Genomic DNA, 20938 nt, shown 5'->3' on the forward strand with positions numbered 1-20938 from the left:
CGGACGCCTGCTTCCCGGGTCGGGCTTCGCCCATGAGGGCCGGTAGGCCTTCGGCTTACCTTGCCTCCGCACTGCGCCTATCTTCCGCAGAGGTTCGAGCGGAAACCGGGCGAAGTTCCTGCGAGGGAGGGGGGCAGATGGCGAAGGTCAACGCGCGACTCGAAGCGGCCAGGACGGCGTACCGCGACGCGCTCGGGGCCGCGCGCGCGAGTCCGACGCCGGAAGCGTGGGCGAAGCTGCTCGCAGCGGGGAAGGAGCTCTCCGCGGCGGAGGAGCCGCGTCCGCGGAGCCGCCGTGGGCGGCGCCCCGCGGCGCAAGGAGAGGAAGCCGCGCCTCGCAGCGAGGAAGTCGCGGACAACCTCGAAGGGCTCGAGTAGCTGCGAGCCCCTCGGCTTCGCGCCGGATCGGCGCCCCGCGCGGGCGTCGATTCCGGCGCGTTCCATCTGCGAGGGGCGATCGAGCTCCCCGGGCGCTCCGGCGCTCACTGCCGCGTCTTCGCCTGCCGGACGTACCGGTCGAGGTCCTCGCGATCGATCAGCGACAGGATCTCGATGGCGTTCTGGCGGTCGCCGCGACGGTACAGGAGCCGGACGTCCGTCGCGACCCGCACGCGGTAGTATCCGGGCAGGCCTTCGAGGGGCAGCGCGCGCAGGCTCCCGTGCCGGTGGTCCTGCGCGAGCAGGTTCGCCTGCTTGAAGGCGGCGCGCTGGATGCGCCGATCCCACCCTTCGAGCGAGTCGTAGAATTCGCGCGTGTAGACGGGCATCAGCCAGGATGCCGGCGCGTCCTCCGGCTCGTCGGCGTCGGCGGCCGCCGCGACGGGCGCGACGCGCTCCGAGCCGGCACCCGCGGCGGTCCGCGCCGTCGCCAGCTCGGCCTCGAGCTCCTCCACCCGCTGCTGGAGCCGCGCCACGCGCCCCTCGAGCGCCTGCGCGCGACCCTCGGCGTCGCGCAGCGCGGCGCGGGCGCGCTGCGCCTCGGCGGCGGCGTCGGTGGCCTGCGCCGCGGCGAGCGCGGCCTCGGCGCGGTCCCGGGCGCGCGCCGCCGCCTCGGCGGCCTCGCGCGCCCGGGCGGCCTCGTCGACCGCCTGCGCCGCGCGCGCGCGCGCCTCCTTCAGCCACTCCTGCAGCTTCTCCCGCTGCTCCTCCGCCTTCTTGCGCGCCGACGCGATCCGCTCCTCCGCGCGCGCGAGCTCCTTCTCGAGCTCGATCACGCGCGCCTCGGCCGCTGCGCCGTCCGCGGGCGCCGGCGAGGGCGCACCGCGGCCGCCGGCGGGCGCAGGCGCCGGCCCGTAGTACTCCTTCACGAGCTGCTCGAGCACCGGCGCGGCGCGCGCGCGGACCGCGGGATCGGGATCGGCGAGGACCCGCCAGAGCGCGAGCGTGAGCCCGTGATCGGAGGACCCGACCGCGAGGAGATCGTCCGCCACCACGCCGTCCGCGGGGACGGCGACGAGCGGCGGGCGCCCGAACGCGCGCCGGAGCGGGTCGAGCACGCGGGCGCGTGTGGTAGGCGCGGCGCGGATCTCGTCCGCGAGGACGTCGCACCGCTCGACGTCGGAGAGCGCCTCGGTCCGGAACCCCGGCACGGAGACGCCCAGCTCCTTCACGATCGCGCGGGTCTCGTCCGGGAGGAGCGCGACGTACAGGAGCACCGACAGCGCGTCGCGCGAGAGCTCGTGGAGCGGCGCGTCGCCCGACGGATCCGGCAGCGCAGGCGCAGTCGCCCTCGCCGCCCTGCGGGCGGTGGCCTTGCGCGGCTTCCTGGCCGCGTCCGCGGCGCTCTTCTTCGCCCTGGGCACTGGACGCTACGGCCGCGGCGGCGCCGCCTCCCGGACCTCGGCCTGGTACGTCGCGCCGGGCGGGATCTTCCAGCCCTCGGGCACCGGCAAGGACAGCGCGAACGTCGCGGGGCGGACGGCGCCCGAAGCGCCGCGCACGTCCACCTCGAGCGAGACCTGGGCCGTCGCCGCCTCGCGCGGCAGGAGCTCGAGCCACCACGTCCCGAACAGCACGCCCGGCGGGAAGTCCTCCACGAACCGCTCCGGATCGGCGAGCTTCTGGTACGGCTCGCCGGCGCCGCTCATCTCGCCGTACGGCTTCCCCTTCGCGTCGAGGAACTGCACCGCGAGCTTCTTGAACGCGACCGGCGTCACGGTCCGAGTGACGGTCTTGTCCCCGCTCCGCTCGCGCTCCAGGTACCGCGGCGCGCCCCAGAGGGCGAAGTCGACGCGGAGCCCCGGCGTGCCCTCCGGCCCGGCGCCCGACTCCACGGAGACGAGATCGAGGCGGAGCCCGGCGGCCTCCGCCGACCCCACCGCGCCGTACGCGCCCTCGCGGAGCAGCTTCGCGCGGCCATCGGCGTACTTCTGGAAGTCTGCGATCGCGGCGCGCTCCTTCTCGCCGATCTTCCCCTTCCTGTCCTCCTCCGCGGCGGCGAGGGCGCCCGGCGCGGGGGACACCTCGGGGTAGCGGTTCCGGATCGCCTGCAGCTCGTCCTGGTACCAGCGCGTGAGGGCGACGACCTCGCCTTGCCACTCGGCCGGACGGTCCGGCGGGAGCGCCCGCAGGACCGCCGCCCGCTCCGCGAACTCGCGCTTCAGCCGCGCGCGCTCGAGCCGGGAGGCCTCCGCGTCGGCGCGGCTCCTGAACGACGAGAGCACCAGGGCGGCGGCGAGGATCGCGAGCCCGGCGGGCACCGCGACGACGAGCAGCTTTCTCATGCGATCACTCCAGGCCCGCGACGAGCGCCTCGACGCTGCGCACGCCGGAGCGGTCGATCTCGTAGACGTAGGCGCGGGCGCGACGGACCGGCTCGTCGGCGACCCGCGAGGCGGAGCCTGCGCACAGGACGGGGGTCGGCCCCTCCGCGCCGGGCAGGTCGACGCGGAAAGCGGTGTGGCGATGGCCGTGGAGCACGGCCGCGATGGGCTGCTCGGCGACGAGCCGGACCACCTGGTCGGCGTCCGCGAGCGGCATCCGCGCGACGTGCGCGTCGGAGTCGACGCGCTCTGGCGGGAGGACGACGTGGTGGTGGAAGGCGAGGAGCACCGCCCGCCCCTGCTTCGCGTGCTCGCGGGCGAGCTCGCGCGCCGCCTTGAGCTGCTCCGAGCCGAGCCGGCCCGGGGTGGTCCAGGGATCGTCGCCGTAGCGCGCGCTGTCGAGCGCGACCAGGACCGCGTCCGCGCCGAGCGGGACGACGTGCGGATAGGACGGGGCCGCCTTCTTCATCCCGCGGCCGTCGGGGCCGAGCGCGCGGAGGAAGCGCGCCGTCTCCACGGCGTCCTCGGTCCAGACGTCGTGGTTGCCCGGGACCACCGTGAGCTTCCCCGCCTCGGCGAACGGCCGGAGTAGATCCGCGACGCGCTCGAACTCGCGGGACTCTCCGGAGAAGGTCACGTCGCCCGTGACGACGAGGTGATCGACGCCGACCTCGCGAAGCGCGTCGAGGAGCCCCTTCGCGAGCCGCGCGGAGTGCTTCTCGCACTCGCGCGCGGTGAACCCGTTGCGCGGGTACCGGGACCGATCCGAGACGTGGAGATCGCTGATGTGGCCGAGGCGGACGATCGCGGACTCCCGGGGCGCGCGCCCCGCGAACGCCCGTCCGCGACGGACGGACGCCTGGGGCGACCGGCGAGGATGCTATCGGCCCCTCCCCCCGGCGTCAAAGGATCCGGCCGCGAGCTCACGGCATGTAGGTGTCGCGATCACGCGGGCCGCAGCGCGGCCCGCGGCGCGGACGGGAGCGCGATCCGGCAGAGCGCGCCGCGTCCCGGCACCGACTCCACCTCCACGCGCCCGCCCTCCGGGCCGAGCAGCGCGCGGGCGATCGCGGCCACGCCGCCGTCCGCCGCGAGCGCCGCGGAGGCGAGCTCCAGGACGGCGGACGCGCCCCGCGGCTGCACCGAGACCGCGAGCTCTCCGCCGGCGGGCAGCGCCTCGGCGGCGGCGCGCAGCACCTCGCGGAGCGCCGCGCGGAGGCGACCCTCGTCCGCGAGCGCTCGTGCCGGCACGAGCGCCGCGCGGATCCGGACCGGCCCGGTGGGCGCGGCGAGGAGCTCGCGGACCAGCGCGGCGAGATCGAGGACCCGGGTCGCGCCCGGGCCGCTCGCACCCGCGGCGGCGAGCGCGCCGACGCGCCCCTCGAGATCCCGGAGCGCCGCCTCGAGCCGGTCGAGCTCGTCGTGAGCCCGCGCACCGTCGGTGAGGAGCAGCCGCAACATGGAGGCGGCGGTGGCGGCGCGGGAGAGCGGCGGACGGAGCGCCGCGCTCACCGCGCCGAGATCCGCGTGGCCCTCCGCCCGCCGCGGCGGCGGGGGCGGCGGCGCCATCACCGGGAGCGGCGGCGGCCTCGCCGCCGGCTCGGGGCGGAGGACCGCGAGATCGAGCGGCGGCCGCGCAGACACCCGCACCACGACCGCCCGCGCCCGCGCCGGCACGCCGCCGCCAGCGAGCGCGATCGTGCCCGCCGCGGGTCCGCGGGCCGCGTCGCGCTGGAGCACGGACAGGTCCGCGCCGAAGAGGGTGCTCGCCGAGGCCCCCGCGAGCGTCGCCGGCGGAGCGCCGGCCAGCCGCCCCGCCGCCGCGTTCGCCGCCGCGATCACGCCGCGCGGGTCGAGGAGGAGCGCCGCGTCGCCCAGCGCGTCGGGCACCGCGCCGAGGAGCGGCCGCAGCGCCCGCGGGAGCCGCCGGTGCGCGACGGCGAGCAGCGCCGCGACCAGCATCCCCCCCGCAGCGAGCGCGAGCACGGCCGCAAGGAGCGACACGCTGCGCAAGGTGCCCACGGGCTTGCACAACCGGAAGCCGGTCTTATCCAGAGGGCATGACTCGCAAGCACGCGTGGTCCCCGGCGGAGGGTCCCGGGGCGGCGCCGCAACAGATCCCGCACCGGAGCGGCCACGTGTCCGGCTCGGGTGACGACGATCGGCGCTCCGGCCTCTGGGCGCCGTCGGAGGGGCCGACCCGGAGCGATCCGGGCGGCCCGGGGGGCGAGCCCGACGGGCACACGATCTCGCGCCCGGGACGCACCGCGCTGAACGAGGACTGACGCGCGACGCGCGTCGCACGACGGGCTTCGCGGCTCTCGGAGCCGCATGGGCGAACTGCGCCCCAACCGCCCGCAAGACCAGCTGCTTTTAGTTGATAACGTCACCTCTCGCGGGTATCCCTGATCGAATCGATCGGGAACCGCGATCGATGCGGAGGACACGGCGATGTCTGAGAAGGAAAAGAAGGGCCCTGGTGCCGGCGCGCAGGTGGCGCCCGCGATGGGGCCGCCCGGCCTGATCGCGAACGAGGACATCCCCGCGGTGCTCCCCATCCTGCCGCTGCGGAATTCCGTCTTCTTCCCCGGCGGTGTGCTCCCGCTCGCGGTCGGCCGGCAGAAGACCATCGCGCTCATCAAGGACGCGGTCCGCGACGAGCAGGTCATCGGCGTCGTCACGCAGCGGCGCGCCGAGGAGGAGGATCCCGGCGCCGCCGACCTCTACACCGTCGGGACCGTCGCGCGGGTCGTGAAGCTGCTCAAGATGGGCGAGGACAACTACTCGCTCGTCGTGCAGGGCCTCGCACGGTTCAAGGTCCTCGAGCTCGTCCAGGAGAGCCCGTACCTCAAGGCCCGCGTCGACCCGGTCGAGGACAAGACCCTCACGGACGACGTCGAGGTCGAGGCGCTCGCGATCAACCTGAAGAAGCTCGCGCGCGAGGTGATCGAGCTCATGCCCGAGCTCCCCGCCGCGGCGACGGAGCTCGTGGAGTCCATCACCCACCCCGGCCACCTCGCCGATCTCATCGCGGCGAACGTCGACGTCCCCATCGAGGAGAAGCAGCAGGTCCTCGAGACGGTGGAGCTGAAGGCCCGGATGAAGCTCGTCCTCGAGCTCCTCAATCGGAAGCGCGAGATCCTCAAGCTCTCGAACAAGATCGACTCCGCCGTGAAGGGCGAGATGTCGAAGACGCAGCGCGAGTACTACCTCCGCCAGCAGCTCAAGGCGATCAAGGAGGAGCTCGGCGAGCTGGGCGAGGAGGAGGAGGAGCTCGACGAGCTCGCGGAGCGGCTCAAGAAGGCGGGCCTCCCGCCGGAGGTCGAGAAGGTCGCGCAGAAGGAGCTGAACCGCCTGAAGTCGATCCCGACGGCGAGCTCCGAGTACACGGTCGCGCGCACCTACCTCGACTGGATCGCCGATCTGCCGTGGGCGAAGAAGAGCGACGACAACCTCGACATCGAGAACGCGCGTCAGATCCTCGACGCCGATCACTACGGCCTCGACAAGATCAAGAAGCGCATCCTCGAGTACCTCGCGGTGCGGAAGCTGAAGAACGACATGCGCGGGCCCATCCTGTGCTTCGTCGGCCCTCCCGGCGTCGGCAAGACGTCGCTCGGGCAGTCCATCGCGCGCGCGATCGGGCGGAAGTTCGTCCGCCTGAGCCTCGGCGGCGTGCGCGACGAGGCCGAGATCCGCGGACACCGGCGCACCTACGTGGGCGCCCTCCCCGGCCGGATCATCCAGTCGATGAAGAAGGCCGGGACGGTGAACCCGGTGATGATGCTCGACGAGATCGACAAGCTCGGGGCGGACTTCCGCGGCGACCCCTCCGCGGCGCTCCTCGAGGTGCTCGACCCGGAGCAGAACCACGCGTTCTCCGACCACTACCTCGACCTCGCCTACGACCTGTCGAAGGTGATGTTCATCGGCACGGCGAACCTGCTCGATCCGATCCCCGGCCCGCTCAAGGACCGCATGGAGATCCTCGAGCTGCCCGGCTACACGTTCGAGGAGAAGGTCCACATCGCGCAGAACCACCTCATCCCGAAGCAGCTCAGGGAGCACGGGCTCTCGGCGGACGCGATCGCCATCACCGAGAAGGCGCTCATCAAGGTGATCATGGCGTACACACGCGAGGCCGGCGTCCGCAACCTGGAGCGGCGCATCGCCGACATCTGCCGCGCCGTCGCGGTCGAGGTCGCGAGCGGGAAGGTCGGCGCGGGCGCGAAGCGCAGCATCGAGGAGAACGACGTCCTCGAGATGCTCGGGCCGGAGAAGTTCTACAACGAGACCGCGGAGCGGACCGAGATCCCCGGCGTCGCGACCGGCCTCGCCTGGACCGCGGCGGGCGGCGACATCCTCTTCATCGAGGCGACCCGCATGACCGGCAAGGGGTCGCTCACCCTCACCGGCCAGCTCGGCGACGTGATGAAGGAGTCCGCCCAGGCGGCGCTGTCGTACCTGCGCTCGAAGGCGGAGACCATCGGGATCGCGCCGAACTTCCTCGAGAAGACCGACCTGCACATCCACTTCCCGGCCGGCTCCATCCCGAAGGACGGCCCGAGCGCGGGCGTCACCATCCTCACGGCGCTCGTCTCGCTCCTGACCGGCATCCGCGTCCGCTCGGACGTCGCGATGACCGGTGAGGTCACCCTCCGTGGACTCGTGCTCCCGGTGGGTGGCATCAAGGAGAAGGTCCTCGCGGCGCACCGCGCGGGCATCAAGCGGATCATCATCCCTGCCCGCAACGAGAAGGACCTCATCGACGTCCCGGAGCAGGCGCGCAAGGAGCTCGACTTCGTGTTCGCCGCGCACATGGACGAGGTGCTCGCGGCCGCGCTCGAGGAGAACCCGCTCGGTCGCAAGCCGCCGCCGGAGCCCGAGGGCGGCGACAAGAAGGCGCCACCGAAGAAGAGCGAGGAGGTCCGCGTCTAGCGGATCCCCACGCCGCAGCAACCGGAAGAGGCCCGGCTCCGGCCGGGCCTCTTCTTCGTTTCGGCCTCGACCGTCGCGCCTCCGTCCGGGCCTCTCGCGCGGCGCCGGACCGCTGTTACAGTCGGAGCGTGCCCCGCCTCGCCCTCCTCACCGGCTCGACCGGCGCCCTCGCCGACGCGATCGCGGCGCAGCTCGACGCGGCAGGGTACGCCGTCCGGCACCTGCCGGTCGGGCCGGGCGGAGCGATCTCGCCGGGGCGCGAGATCCGCGGCGCCGAGGTGGTCGTCCACCTCGGCGTGCGGACCCCGCGCGAGCTGGACGAGGAGCGACGCGTCGAGGTCGAGGCGGGCGCCGCCATCACCGCCGCGTCCATCGCGCGCCAGTCCGGCGCCCGGCGCCTGGTTCACGTGTCGACCACGTCGGTGTACGGCCAGCCCCGGAACCTGCCGTGCCGCGAGGGTGAGCTCAAGGCGCCGCGGACCGCGTACGAGCGGATCCGGTGGGCCGCCGAGCAGGCGAGCTGGGCGGCCTTTCGCAAGGGCGTGCCCCTCACCGTGCTCCGGCCGACGCTCCTCTACGGGCCTACCCTCCGCGGCGGCCCGGTGAGGGCGCTCGCGCTGGTGGCGCTCTTCAACCAGGGCCGGCGGCGCATCCCCATCATCCGCCGCGGTCCCGTCGCGCACCTCTGTCACCTGTCGGACCTCGCCCGCGCCGTCGTGCACGTCGCCGATCACCCGGACGATCGCGCCGTCGTGGGACGCGCGTTCAACGTGGGGGACGACGCCCCCCTTCCGCTCGCGGAGCACCTCGCGGCGGCGCTGAGCGCGCTCGGGTACGAGCCGGGCCGCGTCCTGCCGACCCTGCCGCGGCTCACGGGCGCGCTGCTGTGGCTGGTCCGCCACGTGCCCGACCGGACGCTCCTCACGACCGTGAACCGGCGGCTGGCGCGCCGCTGGCGCCGCTTCTCGGGCCGGGCCGCGATGGGCGGCGCGCTCGTGCCGCGCATCGACCGCGAGGCGCTCCACTGGATGAGCGCCGACCACTACTACGACACGTCGCGGCTCGCCGCGCTCGGCTGGCGCCCGCAGCACCCCGTGTCGACCGCATCCGTGCCGGAGACGATCCGGGCGCTCGTCGCGAACCAGCTCCTGCCGGGGACCGGCGGCCGCGTCCTGCCGGCCTGGTAGCGCCGCCCCGGATCGGACGGGGTCGCCGCGACAAGCGATCGTAAAGTGGCCGCAGCGGGGCAGCCGTGTCATAGTGGCGGCTTCCGGCCCGCCACCCGTGTCGCGATCCGACGCTGCCGCCTGGCCGACTGCAGAGGCTCTTCTGATGTGCGGAGACGTACGTGACGCGGCTGCGCTCCCCGGGCGCCCCGGAGGGACTCGGCACGATGGGGGGACGGCGCGGTGATCCGGATGCTGGGCCGCTACGAGCTGCTCGAGCAGGTCGGGAGCGGCGGCATGGCCGTCGTGTACCGGGGCCGCGACACCGCGCTCGATCGTGAGGTCGCGGTGAAGCTGCTCCACCCGCACCTCGCGTCGGCCGCCGAGTCCCGCGCCCGCTTCTCCCGCGAGGCGCGCGCCGTCGCGCGCCTCTCGCACCCGGGCATCGTCGAGATCTACGACTACGCGGGAGACGCCGCGGTCGAGAGCTACCTCGTCACGGAGTTCGTCCGCGGCCGCACGCTGCGCGCGTGGGCGGCCGACGTGGGGTTCGGCTACCCGGAGGTCGGCATGCTCGTCGGACGCGCGCTCGCGGACGCCCTCGTCCACGCGCACTCCGCGGGCGTCATCCACCGCGATCTCAAGCCCGAGAACGTCCTCGTGCACGAGGACGAGCCGCCCGCGGTGAAGCTCGCCGACTTCGGGATCGCACGTATCCTCGCCTCCGACGAGCGGATGACGATGACCGGCGCGCTCGTCGGCTCGCCGCACCACATGGCGCCGGAGATCGTCGAAGGGAAGGACGCCGACGCCCGGAGCGACCTCTTCTCGCTCGGCACCATCCTGTACTGGCTCGCGACCGGGAAGCTCCCGTTCGCGGCGCCGAACCCGACCGCGATCCTCCGGCGCGTTCTCCAGGGCGACTTCGAGGATCCCCGGGCGGCGGAGCCCCGCGTGCCCGACGCGCTCGCGGACCTCGTGACGCGCTGCCTCCAGCTCGATCCGGCGCGGCGGCCGGCGAGCGCGGCGGAGGTCCGGGACGCGCTGGACCGGATCCTGGCGGAGGTCGGCGTGGAGCGGCCCGGCGAGGCGCTCCAGGCGCTGCTCCGGGATCCGGCCGGCTTCAAGGCCGCGTTCCCGGCGCGCGCCATCGCGACGCTCGGAGCGCTCGGCGACGCGGCCCTGGCCGCCGGAGCCACCGCCCGCGCGCTCGGGTACTACAACCGCGTCCTCGCCATCGATCCGGCCAACCCGGACGTGCCGGCGAAGCTCGCGCGCCTCGCCCGGCGCCGTCGCCTCCGCCGGACGCTCGCGTGGACCTCAGCCGCGACCGCCGCCCTCGGGATCGCCGGAGCGGGCGTGTACGCGTTCGTGACGCGCGCGCCGCCGCCCGCGCGGACGCCCGCCCCGCACGAGACGGCGCCCCCGCCGATCGCCGGCCCGCCGCCCGTGACGGCCCCGCCCGCGGCGCCGCCGTCCGAGGCAGCGCCCGCGCCCGCGCCGCCCGAGGGCGGAGGCGGGACGGAGGCGGTGGCGGCGCGCCCGCCGGCGCCCGCGCCCTCGGCCGCGCCCCCGCGCGGCGGCGGCGCCGCCCCGGCCCTCGCGCACGCCGCGCTCGCGGTGCACGTCCGCCCCTACGCGCAGCGGGCGCTCCTGGACGGCGTCGAGGTCGCGCGCGGCGAGCAGCTCGTGCGCTTCGAGCTCGGCCCCGGCACGCACGTGATCCAGATCGAGCACGCCTGCTGCGCGCCGTTCGTGAAGCAGATCACGGCCGAGGAGGCTTCCCGGCTGGGGGAGCTGCGGGTCCCGCTCGAGCCGCGCCCCGCGCGCCTGCGCGTCGAGGGCGATCCCGCCACGCGCGTCTACGTCGAGGGCCGCCTGCTCGGCACGGCCGGCGAGTCCCAGCGCACGCCGTTCGCGGTCACCGTTCCGGCCGGCGGCGACAATCCGTACGAGGCCGCCGCGCGCATCGGCCTCGAGCTCGAGGGCCTGCCGGCGCGCACGGTGATCGTGAAGCTGCGCGCGGGCAACGAGGTCATCGTCGCGTCGCCGCAGTCGGAGGACCGTCCGTGAACATCGTCCCGCTGGTCCTCCTCGGCCTCGCCCTCGCGGCACCGGCCGAGCTGAAGCGCGCCAAGGATCGCTTCGAGTTCGGCGCCTACGCCGACGCGGCCGGCGCGCTCCGGCACCTCCTCGCCGGCGAGCCCGACCTCACGGACGACGAGGCGGTCGACGCGTACCGGATGCTCGGCATCTCCGAGTACCACCTCGGCGATCTGCCCCAGGCGCGCGCCGCGTTCGTGAACCTGCTCTCCTACGATCCGGACTACGCGCTCGACCCGTTCCTCGTGCCTCCGCCCATCGTCGAGTTCTTCGACCGCGTGAAGAAGGAGCACGAGCCCGCGCTCGCGCCGCTCCGGGAGCGCCGGCGGGCGCTCCGCCAGCAGCAACGCCTCGCGGACGACGCCAAGCGCCGGCTCCTCGCGGAGGAGGCCGCCCGGACCGGGCCGCCCACGAAGGTCGTCCGCGTCCAGGAGCGGCTGTACCTCTTCAACTGGATGCCGCTCGGCGCCGGCCAGTTCCAGAACGGCCAGCGCGCGAAGGGCACCGCGATCGCGGCGGGCCAGATCGCGATGGGCCTCGTGAACATCACCGCCATCCTCGTGCACAACCAGATCGCGAAGGACGCGGCGCGCACCTGCGTGTCCGGGCAGCCCGGCTGCTCGAACCCGCCGTACACCGACTCCGACCGCCGCCTGCTGGGCAACGTCGAGGCCGTGAAGTACGTGTCCGCCGGGCTCTTCTGGGCGCTGTACGCCTACGGGGTCTGGGACGCGCACAAGTACTTCGTCCCCATCGTCGAGACGGAGATGACGCCCACTGGCCAGCTGACGGGCGGATCGCTCAAGCTCGAGTGGAGCTTCTAGTGGCGACGCTCATCGTGAAGGGGCCGGACGGCAGCGAGCGCGAGGTCGCGCTCGTGAAGCGCATCACCAGCGTCGGGCGGGACGTAGAGAACGACGTGCCCGTGGCGGACCCGGGCCTCCCGGCGACGGCGCTCCACATCCACTTCGACGGACGCGACTACAACGCCGCCGCGCACGAGCGCGCGGACATGACCGTGAACGGGAAGCGGCGCACGGCCTGGCGCCTCGCGCCCGGGGACCGGATCCGGGTGGCCGCGACCGAGCTGTTCTTCGATCCCGCCCCCCGCTCCGTCGTCACGGCGCGGCCGCAGTCGGGGCAGCGGCTCCTGGCGCTCGAGACGCTCGTCCGGTTCTCGGAGCGCCTGCTCGGGGCGACGGATCTCGCGCGGCTCCTCGACGAGCTCATGGACGCCCTCCTCGAGGTGACCCAGGCCGACAAGGGCTTCCTGATCCTCCTCGAGGACGGCGAGATGAGCGTCCGCGCCGCGCGGAACGTCGCGCGGGAGACCATCGAGGGCGCGGTGGACCGGGTGTCGGACTCGATCATCGCGCGCGTCGTGCAGACGCGCCGGCCGATCGTGGTCGCGGACGCGCTCCACGATCGCGAGTGGTCCGGCTCCTCCTCCGTCGTGAACCTGAAGCTCTGCTCCGTGATGTGCGCCCCCCTCATGCAGAAGGGCGACGTGTTCGGCGTCATCTACCTCGGGAACGACAACGTCGTCTCGCTCTTCGACGAGAAGGCGCTCGAGGCGCTCACCGTGTTCGCCGCGCAGGCCTCGCTGCTGGTGCAGAACGCGATCCTGCTCGACGGCCTCCGGCGCGAGAACCTGACGCTGAAGGAGGCGGTCTCGTCGAAGCAGTACGGCGACCTCATCGGCGCGGGCGCCTCGATGCGCGAGGTGTACCGGCGCATCGAGAAGGTGGCTGCGACCGACATCTCAGTGCTCGTCTCGGGCGAGACCGGGACGGGCAAGGAGGTCGTCGCGCGGGAGATCCACCGGCGGTCGGGCCGCGCGAACGGTCCGTTCGTCGCCGTGAACTGCGGCGCGATCCCCGAGTCGCTCCTCGAGTCCGAGCTGTTCGGGCACGTGAAAGGCGCGTTCACCGGGGCGGTCGCGACGCGGATGGGGAAGTTCCAGGCGGCCCACGGCGGCACGCTGTTCCTGGACGAGATCGGCGACATGCCGCTCGCGCTCCAGGTGAAGATCCTGCGCGCGCTGCAGGAGCGGGCGGTCACGAAGGTCGGCGACACGCGCCCCGAGCCCGTCGATCTCCGGGTGGTCGCCGCCACGAACCGCGTCCTGGAGGAAGAGATCAAGAAGGGCACCTTCCGCGAGGACCTCTACTACCGGCTGAACGTCGTGGCGATCCAGCTGCCGCCGCTCCGGGATCGCGGCGAGGACACCCTGGTCCTCGGCAAGTACTTCCTGCAGAAGTACGGGAAGGAGTTCGGCGCCAAGGTGCGCGGGTTCACCCCGAGCGCCCTCGTGGCGATGCGGAAGTACGCCTGGCCGGGCAACATCCGGGAGCTCGAGAACCGGGTGAAGAAGGCGGTGGTGCTCGCGGACCGGGCCCTCGTCTCGGCCGAGGATCTCGACCTCAGGCCGGAGATCCTGGAGCCGATCCTCCCGCTCGCGCAGGCGAAGGAGGAGTTCCAGAAGCGCTACATCAACGAGGTGCTGGAGCGGAACGCGGGCAACCGGACCAAGACGGCGAAGGACCTCGGGGTCGACCCGCGCACCATCTTCCGGCATCTCGAGAAGCTCGAGGCGGAGCGGCGCGGCCAGCCGCCGCCGCCGGACGAGGGGGAGGCGCCGTGAGCCGCAACCTCGTCGTGGGACTCGCCGCCACCCTCCTGCTGGCGGGCTGTCCCCTGCCGCAGCCGCTCCCGGACTATCCGGCCGGGACCGTGACACCGCCGCGGATCCTCGCCGCGAGCACGACGCGCGGCGTGGAGTCGTTGATCCCCGTGCCCGCGGGCTGCGCGACCGAGCCGACGCTCGACCTCGACGCCACGATCTTCTACCAGGACACCGTCACCGTCGAGGCGCGGTGGTTCGTCGACTACAAGACCACCGAGCCCAGCCGCTACGCGATCCAGAACACGAGCGGCATCACCGCGGTGCCGCCCGATCCGGACCCGACGGTGCTGACGCGCGCGGTGCCGCGCTTCCACTTCCGCCCGTACGGCTACCCGGTGCCGGACGAGCTCGCGGGCGGCCTCGACCGGCAGGCGCCCGGAGTGGTTCACGTCGTCGAGCTCGTCGTCTCGAACGGCTTCGACGCGAGCGCGGACGTCCCCGAGCCGAACCGCACCCCGGCTCACACGTCGACGGGGCAGTTCGAGATCCAGACGTACCGGTGGACGTTCGTGAACGTCGCGCCGAACGCCACGGTGACCTGCCCCTAGAGCTGGAGCTAGTGCCGCTCCGGCGGGCGGCTCACCGCCTCGCGCGCGGCGTCCAGGTCGCGCCGCGCGCCGCGGGCGAGGTTCGCCTCCTCCTGGGCGAACCGGTTCACCTGGGCGCGATAGGCGCGGTGCAGCGCGAGCACCGCGTCGCGAGCGCGCGCGAGCTCCTGGCGACCGCCGAACCCCTGCGGATCCGGATCGCCCGCGTCGAGGCGGCAGCGATCCGAGAGATCGTCGACCCGCTGCTCCCACTCGCGCGCCCACGTCTCCCAGCGGGCGATCGCGTCGCCCTCCCCTACGTCGTCGCCGAGGCGCCACGCGCGCTGGTTCTGCTCGTGGTTGAGCGCCTCGAGATCGGCGACGCAGACGCGGAGCGCGGCGCGCGTGGGGAGCGCACCGGTCGCCGGCGGGCGGTGCGGCCCGCGCAGATGCCGGACGATGCTCGTCATCACCACGGCGAGCGCGAAGACGATGACGCCGAAGTAGAGCGCCCAGAGCCCGATGCGAAACGGGCGGTAGCGAGGATCTCGCGGCGTCACGCGCGGGACGGTGCCACACGGACGGTGGGCCGTCCACCGCGGCGTGCGGCGCCTCCGTGCCGGTCATCGTGGCGCTGGACGGGGCGCGGCGCTGGGGAAGAGCGGCCCTCAGCGCTCCTCGGCGAGGACGCCGAGGAAGGTGCAGCGCCGGCGGCTCGCGATCGCGCGGAGGCAGCGGAGGTAGACCGCCGGCCCCCAGAGCCGGAGGATCGTGAAGGAGTGGAGGAACACGTCCTTGCTGGTGATCGTCCCCTGCACGTCTCCTGGCTTCTGCATACGCGGTGCCGCGGCGGCGTCGGAAAAGATTCCGTGTGATCCGGGGCCCGCCGTGCTCGGCCGGTCGCCGAACCGTCACCGTGGGCGGTCGTTCCTTCCCGCCGCGACCACCAGGAATTACAGGCTCCGGCTGGGCCGGAAAACCTTTCAGACCTGAAATGGACCGTGCACCGATGAAACGCTCCGGCAGGGTCCGACCGGCCGAGCGCAGTAAAATCGGCCAGATGCGTCCACTCTGAAGCGATCCGTGGAGCGGCACGTCGATTGCGAAGTCGGCCCTCGCGAGCGGCGCTGCAGCCCAGCCACCCCCCCCAGGCCAGGGCGGCGCGCCTATCGAGACTGGGAAGCTCTCGGCGCGGTCCGGATCCGCATCTCGGAACGACACCACGCCGCGCCGAGAGCAGCCCTTTCCCCCTCCCTCAGCGCCGCCCCACCCGCCGCTCCAGGTCGGCCAGCGGCAGCTCGAACACCACCGGGCGGCCGTGAGGGCACCGGGCCTTGAAGTCGATGGCGTCCAGGCCGTCGAGGAGCGCGCGCGCCTCCTCCGCCGCGAGGTCCTGGTTCGCGCGGACCGCGGCGTGGCAGGCCATCGTGGCGAGCAGGTCGTGGAACGCGTCATCCACCGCGCTCGTCCGCTCGAGCTGCTCGAGCTGCGCGGCGAGATCGCCGAGCAGCGCCGTGAGATCGACGCCGGAGAGGGCCGCCGGCGCGCCCTTCACCGCGAAGCTGTCGCCGCCGAACGGCTCCACGTCGAAACCCAGCCGGCCGAGCTCCTCGAGACCGCCCTCGAGGGCGCGCGCGACGGCGGCCTGCAGCGTGACGACCTGCGGCAGCAGGAACGGCTGCACGGGGATGCGGCGCGTCCGGAACGCCTCGCGGAGCCGGTGGAACAGCATGCGCTCGTGGCTCGCGTGCTGGTCGATCACGACGAGGGATCCCCCCGGAGCCTCGCAGAGGAGGTAGGTCCGGGCGTGCTGGCCGACGTACCTGAGGGAAGCGAAGTACCCCGCAGGTCGCGCGCCGCCCTCCGCGTCCACGATCGGGAACGCGAACCGCTCGGACGCTCCGGTGGCGCCGCGCTCCGTCGCCGCCGCGTCCGGGGTCGCGCGGGACCACGCCAGCACCGCCGCGGCCTCCTCGCCTGCGCGCGGGCTCTCCGGGCCGAGCACGCCGTCGGACGGCGGCTCCGCCGAGGCGCCGGGAGGCGCGGAGAGCCCTGCGCCGGCCGCCGGGACCGGTCGGCGGAGCCACGGCGTGGTCCGCAGGGTTCCGGCGATCGCGTGGAAGATCGCGTCGTACACCTCGCGCCCTTCCGCGAACCGGACCTCGAGCTTCTGCGGGTGGACGTTCACGTCGACGCGGCCGAGCGGAAGGTCCACGAACAGGACGCCGGCCGGGTGGCGACCGGGCGGGAGTGTCCCGGCGAACGCACGGAGCACCGCGTGCGCGGCGCCGCGGTCGCGCACGTAACGGCCATTCACGAACAGGTAGAGCGATCGCCCGGTCGCCTCGGAGTGGTCGGGCGAGCACACCACACCGTGAACGCGCACGTCGCCGCGGCGCGCGTCGACGGGGACCAGGTGCCGGTGCGCCTCCCGCCCGAGCGCCTGCGCGGCGCGATCGGCGAGGCCGGCCCCGGCGCGCGCCGCGAGCACCAGGCGCGACGCGGAGCGGAGGTTGAACGAGACCTCAGGGCGCGCCAGGGCGAGGCGGATGACCGCCTCCGTCACGTGCCCCGCCTCCGTCGCCGGGGCGCGCATGAACTTCCGGCGGGCGGGCGTGTTGAAGAAGAGCTCCCGCACCTCGATGGTGGTCCCGCGGGGCCTCGCCACCGCGGCCACGTCGCCGAGCGCGCCCCCCTCCACGTCGATGCGCGTGCCGGCCCCGTCGTCCGCGGGGGCGGTGTCGACGCGGAAGCGCGACACCGAGGCGATCGCCGGGATCGCCTCGCCCCGGAAGCCCATCGTCGCGATCGCCGCGAGCCCATCCGCGTCGCGCAGCTTCGAGGTCGCGTGCCGCTCCAGCGCGAGGAGCGCGTCCTCGCGGTCCATCCCGGATCCGTCGTCCGCCACGCGGACCAGGGACAGCCCGCCGTCCTCCACGTCCACGGAGATGGCCCGCGCGCCGGCGTCGAGGGCGTTCTCGACGAGCTCCTTCACGACCGACGCCGGCCGCTCCACGACCTCGCCGGCGGCGATCTGGTTCACGAGGCCGGGGGGCAGCACCTGGATGCGCGCCATGGCCGCGGTCGTACCACGACGGCAGGGCCCGCGCAGCCGGACCCGGCCCGTCCCCCGCGTGAGCGTTTGACGATGGCGCCGCGCCACGTCTATACGGTTCGGGTGGCGGGCGGGACGGGCCGAAAGAAGAAGGCGAAGGCGAGGCCGGCGCCCGCGCGCGCCGCCGTGCGCCCGGTGCTCGGGAACGATCCGTTCACGCGTGGTGCAGCGCCGCGGACCGCCGTGGCGAAGTCGCGGTCGCCCGCGTCGGTTTCGCCCGCGATCGCCGAGGTGAAGGTGCCGCCCGCGAGCGCGAGCGGGGCCCCCTCACCCCGGCCCTCTCCACCCGCTCGCGCGGGGGGAGAGGGCGGACTCACCCCGACCCCGACCCCCCCGCCCGACTCCGCAGCCCGCCGCGCCGAGGCCCGCCTCGCGGAGGTCGAGCGCAAGGTCGAGGCTGCTCTCGACGGCGCGGAGGAGCGCCTCGCCGCCCTCGCCGCGCGGACCGGCGTCACCGCCGGAGCGCACGAGCTGCGCGAGACGGTGGCGCGGCTCCTGCCGGCGCTCCGGGAGCGGCTCGGCGGCCTGGCGGACGTGGCGCGGCTGCTCGAGCCGCCGGACCGGCTCGACCGGTTCGGCATGGACCCGCGCCTGGTCGAGCGCGCCGCCCCCGTGATCGAGCTCCTCTATGCGAGCTGGTGGCGCACGACGGTGCGGGGCATCGAGCACGTCCCCGCCGAGGGCCCCGCGATCGTCGTCGCGAACCACGCCGGGTACGTCCCCTGGGACGCTCTCGTCCTCCGGCACGCGCTGCGCCGCGACCACCCGGCGCGGCGGGACCTGCGCCCGCTGCTCGACGATCGAGAGGTGGACGCGGCGGTGATCGGCGGTCTCGCGGTGCGGCTCGGCGCCGTGCGCGCCACGCCGGAGGCGGCCGAGCGGCTGCTGCGGGACGGCGCGGTGCTCGGCGTCTTTCCGGAGGGGAGCGCCGGGGCTCACAAGGCCTGGCGCGACCGCTACCGCATCCAGCACTTCGGGCGCGGCGGGTTCGTGAAGATCGCGCTCCGCACCGGCGCCACGATCGTCCCCTGCGCCATCGTCGGCAGCGAGGAGGCCTCGCCGGGGATCTCGCGGACCGGCTGGCTCGCCGAGCGGCTCGGCGTTCCGCTCCTGTCCGCGAGCCCGGCGCTCCGGGTCGGCGCCGCCGCGTTCCTGCCGCTCCCCACGCGCTGGACGCTGCGCTTCGGCGAGCCGGTCGAGGTTCGCGCCCTCGGCCCCGCCGCGGCGGGCGACCCCGCCACCGTGAACCGGCTCGCCGAGCGGATCCGCGCCACGCTGCAGGAGATGCTCGACGAGGACGTCGCGGCGCGGACCTCGGTGTTCCTGTAGACGCGAGCTACCCGGGCTCCGCGGCGGGCAGCGCATCCGGCGCCGCCACGCGCTCCACGCGCAGGTGGGCGAGCCGGACCTGCGGCGGCGGCGCCCGGAGATCCCACACGATCCGGGCCGCCGAGAGCGCCCGGAGCGCGTACCAGGACACGTCCACCTCCCACCAGAAGAAGCCCTGCCGCGCGCTCGCGGAGTAGAAGTGGTGGTTGTTGTGCCAGCCCTCACCGAAGGTGAGGAGCGCGAGCACGAGGCTGTTCCGCGATCCGTCGCCGGTCTCGTACCGGCGCCCCCCCACCACGTGCGCCAGCGAGTTGATGGCGAACGTGCCGTGCCAGAGCGCGACCGTCGAGACGAAGTAGCCCCAGAGCAGCGCCGGCCACCCGCCCGCGACGAGGAGGAGCGCCGCGAGCGCGATCGGCGGGACGAGGTGGAACCGGTTCAGCCACACGAGCTCCGGGTAGCGCGCGAGGTCCCTCACGCGATCGAGCTTCGTCTCGTCGTGGCGGCGCGAGAGGATCCAGCCCACGTGACTCCACCAGAACCCGCCCTCGAGCGGCGAGTGCACGTCGTCCGGCGCGTCCGAGTGACGGTGGTGGTCCCGGTGGTGCGCGGCCCACCAGAGGGGTCCCTTCTGCGTGGCGGTCGTGGCGATCACGGCGAGCACGAGCTGGAAGGCGCGCGAGGTGCGGTACGACCGATGCGAGAAGTACCGGTGATAGCCGGCGGTGATGGCGAAGAGCCGGACGGCGTACAGCGCGGCGGCGAGGAGGAGCCAGCGCCACGCGAACGGCGCCAGGAATGGGGTCGCGAACGCGACCGCGTGGGCGGCGAGGAACGGGACCGAAGCGAGCCAGCTCACGCGGTCGGGGTTCGGGGCGCGGGTCATCGGTGACACCTGCCGTCCCGCCGTCATGGGCGGGTCATCGCCGCCCAGGACGCGCCGCGAGCGGCAGGGGATGCAGGCCGACCGCGCGAGCACCACCCTTGGAAGGGAGGAGCGGCACCGGGAGACGGGTCGGTGGCGGTCGCCCCGACGAGGGAGGGGACATGCTCGAGACGGTCGAGACCCGAACCGACGTGCACAAGGAGGCGTTCATCCGCCTCATGGCCGAGACGCTCCCCCTCGCCGGCTATGCGGGTGTCCGGGCCGACCTGCCGGGCTGGGAGGCGCCGGAGGTGATCCACGGCGCGATGCGCGATCACCGCCCGTGCCTGTTCTGCGAGGCGCCGAAGCCGATCTTCCTCGACGTGCTCTCGCCTGGCCCCGTGACGCTGGAGGAGGTGGCGAGCCGCTGGCAGCTCTTCGCGTCGGCCGCCGAGCTCACCGGCGGCGAGTTCCACGTCGTCATCCCGCGGTGGGTCGCGGGGCGCGACGGCCGGACGGTCGCGAAGCAGATCGCCGAGCTCGTGGGCGTCCGCATCGGCTACATCTGGACGGTCTGACCGGCGAGCTCAGCGTGCCGGGTACCCATGCCGGTCGCCGCCCCGCTCCTTCTCGGGCGGCTGCTCGGGCGGCTCCGCCGCGCCGGCCTCGACCGCGGCGACGGACCGGAGGAACGCCCAGAGCTGGCGGGCGCCTCCGTCGGCGCGGGCTTCCCCCGTGGCGTCCGTCCAGCCGGGGTGCTTCGCGAGCATGGCGAAGAAGGCGTCCGGCGCGATCCGGTCGGCGATCCGCGTCAGGTCGGGGCCGGCCTCGCCGCCGGCCTTCCGCAGGCGGTGGCAGGCGATGCACAGGGCGCCGAAGAGGTCGGCGCCGGGGCGGGCGCCCTCGGGGGCGCCGTCCGGGACGGCGAGCGCGCGGCCGTAGGTCGTGAACGAGTTCACGATCTCGATCGCGACGACGCCCCGCGCCCACCAGAGCCTCGCCCGCGGATCGGTGAGCAGCCCCCGCTGCGCGCCGGTGGGCCACGCGACGACGCGATCCGGGAGCGGCACGCCGTCGGCGCGGTCCGCGAGGACCGGCCGGAACGTCCGGATCTGGCTGAACGGGATCGGGACGGCGCGCCGATCCGCGGTCCGGACGACGGCGGTGTCGGCGCCCTTCGTCAGCTCGACGCGGCCGTAGGCGAGCTGGGTGAGCTGCGGCCCCTCCCATGTCGCGGCGCGGCCGGTGACGGGGTCGGTCCCCTCCACCTTGCCCCGCGGCAGCGCGTCGAGGTCCGCCTTCCCGAGCCGGAACGGGCCGCCCTTCACCGCGCCGCTGACCTCGACGACCGTGTCGCCGCGGGGCGGTCCGCTCGGGAGGCGGGGGCCGCTCGAGCAGGAGAGAATCGCGAGGAGGAGCGCTGCGCTGGACTTTTTCATGAGCCGCCT

The 20938-nt window shown here is 74.3% G+C and carries 18 protein-coding genes; 9 read left to right on the plus strand and 9 right to left on the minus strand.

The window, feature by feature from the left end; all coding sequences use genetic code 11:
* Positions 1-481 precede the first annotated feature (481 nt).
* The 4 genes from AMOR_RS28025 to AMOR_RS28040 form a co-directional block, all read right to left on the minus strand.
* The gene (locus AMOR_RS28025; protein ID WP_248356903.1) at positions 482-1801 is read right to left on the minus strand and encodes a hypothetical protein; all 1320 of its coding nucleotides are present in this window, start codon (positions 1799-1801) and stop codon (positions 482-484) included.
* Between the two features lie 6 nt (positions 1802-1807).
* Positions 1808-2722 carry a hypothetical protein gene (locus AMOR_RS28030; RefSeq protein ID WP_248356904.1) on the minus strand — a complete coding sequence of 305 codons (915 nt, stop codon included), beginning with the start codon at positions 2720-2722 and terminating at the stop codon, positions 1808-1810.
* 4 nt (positions 2723-2726) lie between these two features.
* Positions 2727-3566, minus strand: coding sequence for a metallophosphoesterase family protein (locus AMOR_RS28035; RefSeq protein ID WP_318653879.1), 840 nt, complete (start codon positions 3564-3566; stop codon positions 2727-2729).
* Between the two features lie 140 nt (positions 3567-3706).
* Complete coding sequence (locus AMOR_RS28040; RefSeq protein WP_248356905.1) at positions 3707-4765, minus strand: ATP-binding protein; 1059 nt, start codon at positions 4763-4765, stop codon at positions 3707-3709.
* A gap of 56 nt (positions 4766-4821) precedes the next feature.
* Here AMOR_RS28040 and AMOR_RS28045 point away from each other — a divergent pair, with 56 nt between their 5' ends.
* The 7 genes from AMOR_RS28045 to AMOR_RS28075 all read left to right on the plus strand — a co-directional run bounded on the left by AMOR_RS28045 (position 4822) and on the right by AMOR_RS28075 (position 14202).
* Positions 4822-5046 carry a hypothetical protein gene (locus AMOR_RS28045; protein WP_248356907.1) on the plus strand — a complete coding sequence of 75 codons (225 nt, stop codon included), beginning with the start codon at positions 4822-4824 and terminating at the stop codon, positions 5044-5046.
* A 166-nt stretch (positions 5047-5212) separates the two neighbouring features.
* Entirely contained in the window at positions 5213-7699 is a 2487-nt protein-coding gene (lon, locus tag AMOR_RS28050) for an endopeptidase La (protein WP_248356909.1), read from the plus strand.
* A 128-nt stretch (positions 7700-7827) separates the two neighbouring features.
* Positions 7828-8886: an NAD-dependent epimerase/dehydratase family protein gene (locus tag AMOR_RS28055; protein WP_248356911.1), complete on the plus strand. Its 1059-nt coding sequence runs from the start codon at positions 7828-7830 to the stop codon at positions 8884-8886.
* A gap of 231 nt (positions 8887-9117) precedes the next feature.
* On the plus strand, positions 9118-10938 hold the full coding sequence (locus AMOR_RS28060; RefSeq protein ID WP_248362630.1) for a serine/threonine-protein kinase: 1821 nt from the start codon (positions 9118-9120) through the stop codon (positions 10936-10938).
* Positions 10935-11792 carry a tetratricopeptide repeat protein gene (locus AMOR_RS28065; protein WP_248356912.1) on the plus strand — a complete coding sequence of 286 codons (858 nt, stop codon included), beginning with the start codon at positions 10935-10937 and terminating at the stop codon, positions 11790-11792. Before AMOR_RS28060 ends, AMOR_RS28065 begins: the two co-directional genes overlap by 4 nt.
* The gene (locus AMOR_RS28070) at positions 11792-13612 is read left to right on the plus strand and encodes a sigma 54-interacting transcriptional regulator (RefSeq protein ID WP_248356919.1); all 1821 of its coding nucleotides are present in this window, start codon (positions 11792-11794) and stop codon (positions 13610-13612) included. Before AMOR_RS28065 ends, AMOR_RS28070 begins: the two co-directional genes overlap by 1 nt.
* Positions 13609-14202 carry a hypothetical protein gene (locus tag AMOR_RS28075; protein WP_248356920.1) on the plus strand — a complete coding sequence of 198 codons (594 nt, stop codon included), beginning with the start codon at positions 13609-13611 and terminating at the stop codon, positions 14200-14202. Before AMOR_RS28070 ends, AMOR_RS28075 begins: the two co-directional genes overlap by 4 nt.
* Positions 14203-14210: 8 nt before the next feature.
* Here AMOR_RS28075 and AMOR_RS28080 read toward each other — a convergent pair whose 3' ends face one another.
* The 3 genes from AMOR_RS28080 to mutL all read right to left on the minus strand — a co-directional run bounded on the left by AMOR_RS28080 (position 14211) and on the right by mutL (position 17257).
* Complete coding sequence (locus AMOR_RS28080; protein WP_248356921.1) at positions 14211-14741, minus strand: hypothetical protein; 531 nt, start codon at positions 14739-14741, stop codon at positions 14211-14213.
* Between the two features lie 108 nt (positions 14742-14849).
* The gene (locus tag AMOR_RS28085; RefSeq protein ID WP_248356929.1) at positions 14850-15017 is read right to left on the minus strand and encodes a hypothetical protein; all 168 of its coding nucleotides are present in this window, start codon (positions 15015-15017) and stop codon (positions 14850-14852) included.
* A gap of 419 nt (positions 15018-15436) precedes the next feature.
* A complete protein-coding gene (gene mutL, locus AMOR_RS28090) occupies positions 15437-17257 on the minus strand; it encodes a DNA mismatch repair endonuclease MutL (protein WP_248356933.1) in 1821 nt (606 codons plus the stop codon).
* A gap of 72 nt (positions 17258-17329) precedes the next feature.
* On the opposite strand from mutL, the gene AMOR_RS28095 reads away from it, so the two are divergent.
* On the plus strand, positions 17330-18625 hold the full coding sequence (locus AMOR_RS28095; RefSeq protein WP_248356935.1) for a lysophospholipid acyltransferase family protein: 1296 nt from the start codon (positions 17330-17332) through the stop codon (positions 18623-18625).
* A gap of 7 nt (positions 18626-18632) precedes the next feature.
* Here the strand turns inward: AMOR_RS28095 and AMOR_RS28100 are convergent, their stop codons facing one another.
* Positions 18633-19538, minus strand: coding sequence for an acyl-CoA desaturase (locus tag AMOR_RS28100; RefSeq protein ID WP_248356937.1), 906 nt, complete (start codon positions 19536-19538; stop codon positions 18633-18635).
* A gap of 134 nt (positions 19539-19672) precedes the next feature.
* On the opposite strand from AMOR_RS28100, the gene AMOR_RS28105 reads away from it, so the two are divergent.
* Positions 19673-20068, plus strand: coding sequence for a hypothetical protein (locus AMOR_RS28105; RefSeq protein ID WP_248356938.1), 396 nt, complete (start codon positions 19673-19675; stop codon positions 20066-20068).
* 9 nt (positions 20069-20077) lie between these two features.
* On the opposite strand, the gene AMOR_RS28110 is transcribed toward AMOR_RS28105, so the two are convergent.
* A complete protein-coding gene (locus AMOR_RS28110; RefSeq protein ID WP_248356940.1) occupies positions 20078-20929 on the minus strand; it encodes a c-type cytochrome in 852 nt (283 codons plus the stop codon).
* Positions 20930-20938: the final 9 nt, after the last annotated feature.

It is taken from the genome of Anaeromyxobacter oryzae (genome assembly GCF_023169945.1).
GTDB lineage: Bacteria > Myxococcota > Myxococcia > Myxococcales > Anaeromyxobacteraceae > Anaeromyxobacter > Anaeromyxobacter oryzae.

What these genes read in the sequence shown, in the direction of transcription:
- AMOR_RS28100 (WP_248356937.1), bottom strand. Translation starts at nt 19,538, where the DNA reads ATGACGGCGGGACGGCAGGTGTCACCGATGACCCGCGCCCCGAACCCC.
- AMOR_RS28085 (WP_248356929.1), bottom strand. Translation starts at nt 15,017, where the DNA reads ATGCAGAAGCCAGGAGACGTGCAGGGGACGATCACCAGCAAGGACGTG.
- lon (WP_248356909.1), top strand. Translation starts at nt 5,213, where the DNA reads ATGTCTGAGAAGGAAAAGAAGGGCCCTGGTGCCGGCGCGCAGGTGGCG.
- AMOR_RS28095 (WP_248356935.1), top strand. Translation starts at nt 17,330, where the DNA reads ATGGCGCCGCGCCACGTCTATACGGTTCGGGTGGCGGGCGGGACGGGC.
- AMOR_RS28110 (WP_248356940.1), bottom strand. Translation starts at nt 20,929, where the DNA reads ATGAAAAAGTCCAGCGCAGCGCTCCTCCTCGCGATTCTCTCCTGCTCG.
- AMOR_RS28045 (WP_248356907.1), top strand. Translation starts at nt 4,822, where the DNA reads ATGACTCGCAAGCACGCGTGGTCCCCGGCGGAGGGTCCCGGGGCGGCG.
- AMOR_RS28105 (WP_248356938.1), top strand. Translation starts at nt 19,673, where the DNA reads ATGCTCGAGACGGTCGAGACCCGAACCGACGTGCACAAGGAGGCGTTC.
- AMOR_RS28060 (WP_248362630.1), top strand. Translation starts at nt 9,118, where the DNA reads ATGCTGGGCCGCTACGAGCTGCTCGAGCAGGTCGGGAGCGGCGGCATG.
- mutL (WP_248356933.1), bottom strand. Translation starts at nt 17,257, where the DNA reads ATGGCGCGCATCCAGGTGCTGCCCCCCGGCCTCGTGAACCAGATCGCC.
- AMOR_RS28030 (WP_248356904.1), bottom strand. Translation starts at nt 2,722, where the DNA reads ATGAGAAAGCTGCTCGTCGTCGCGGTGCCCGCCGGGCTCGCGATCCTC.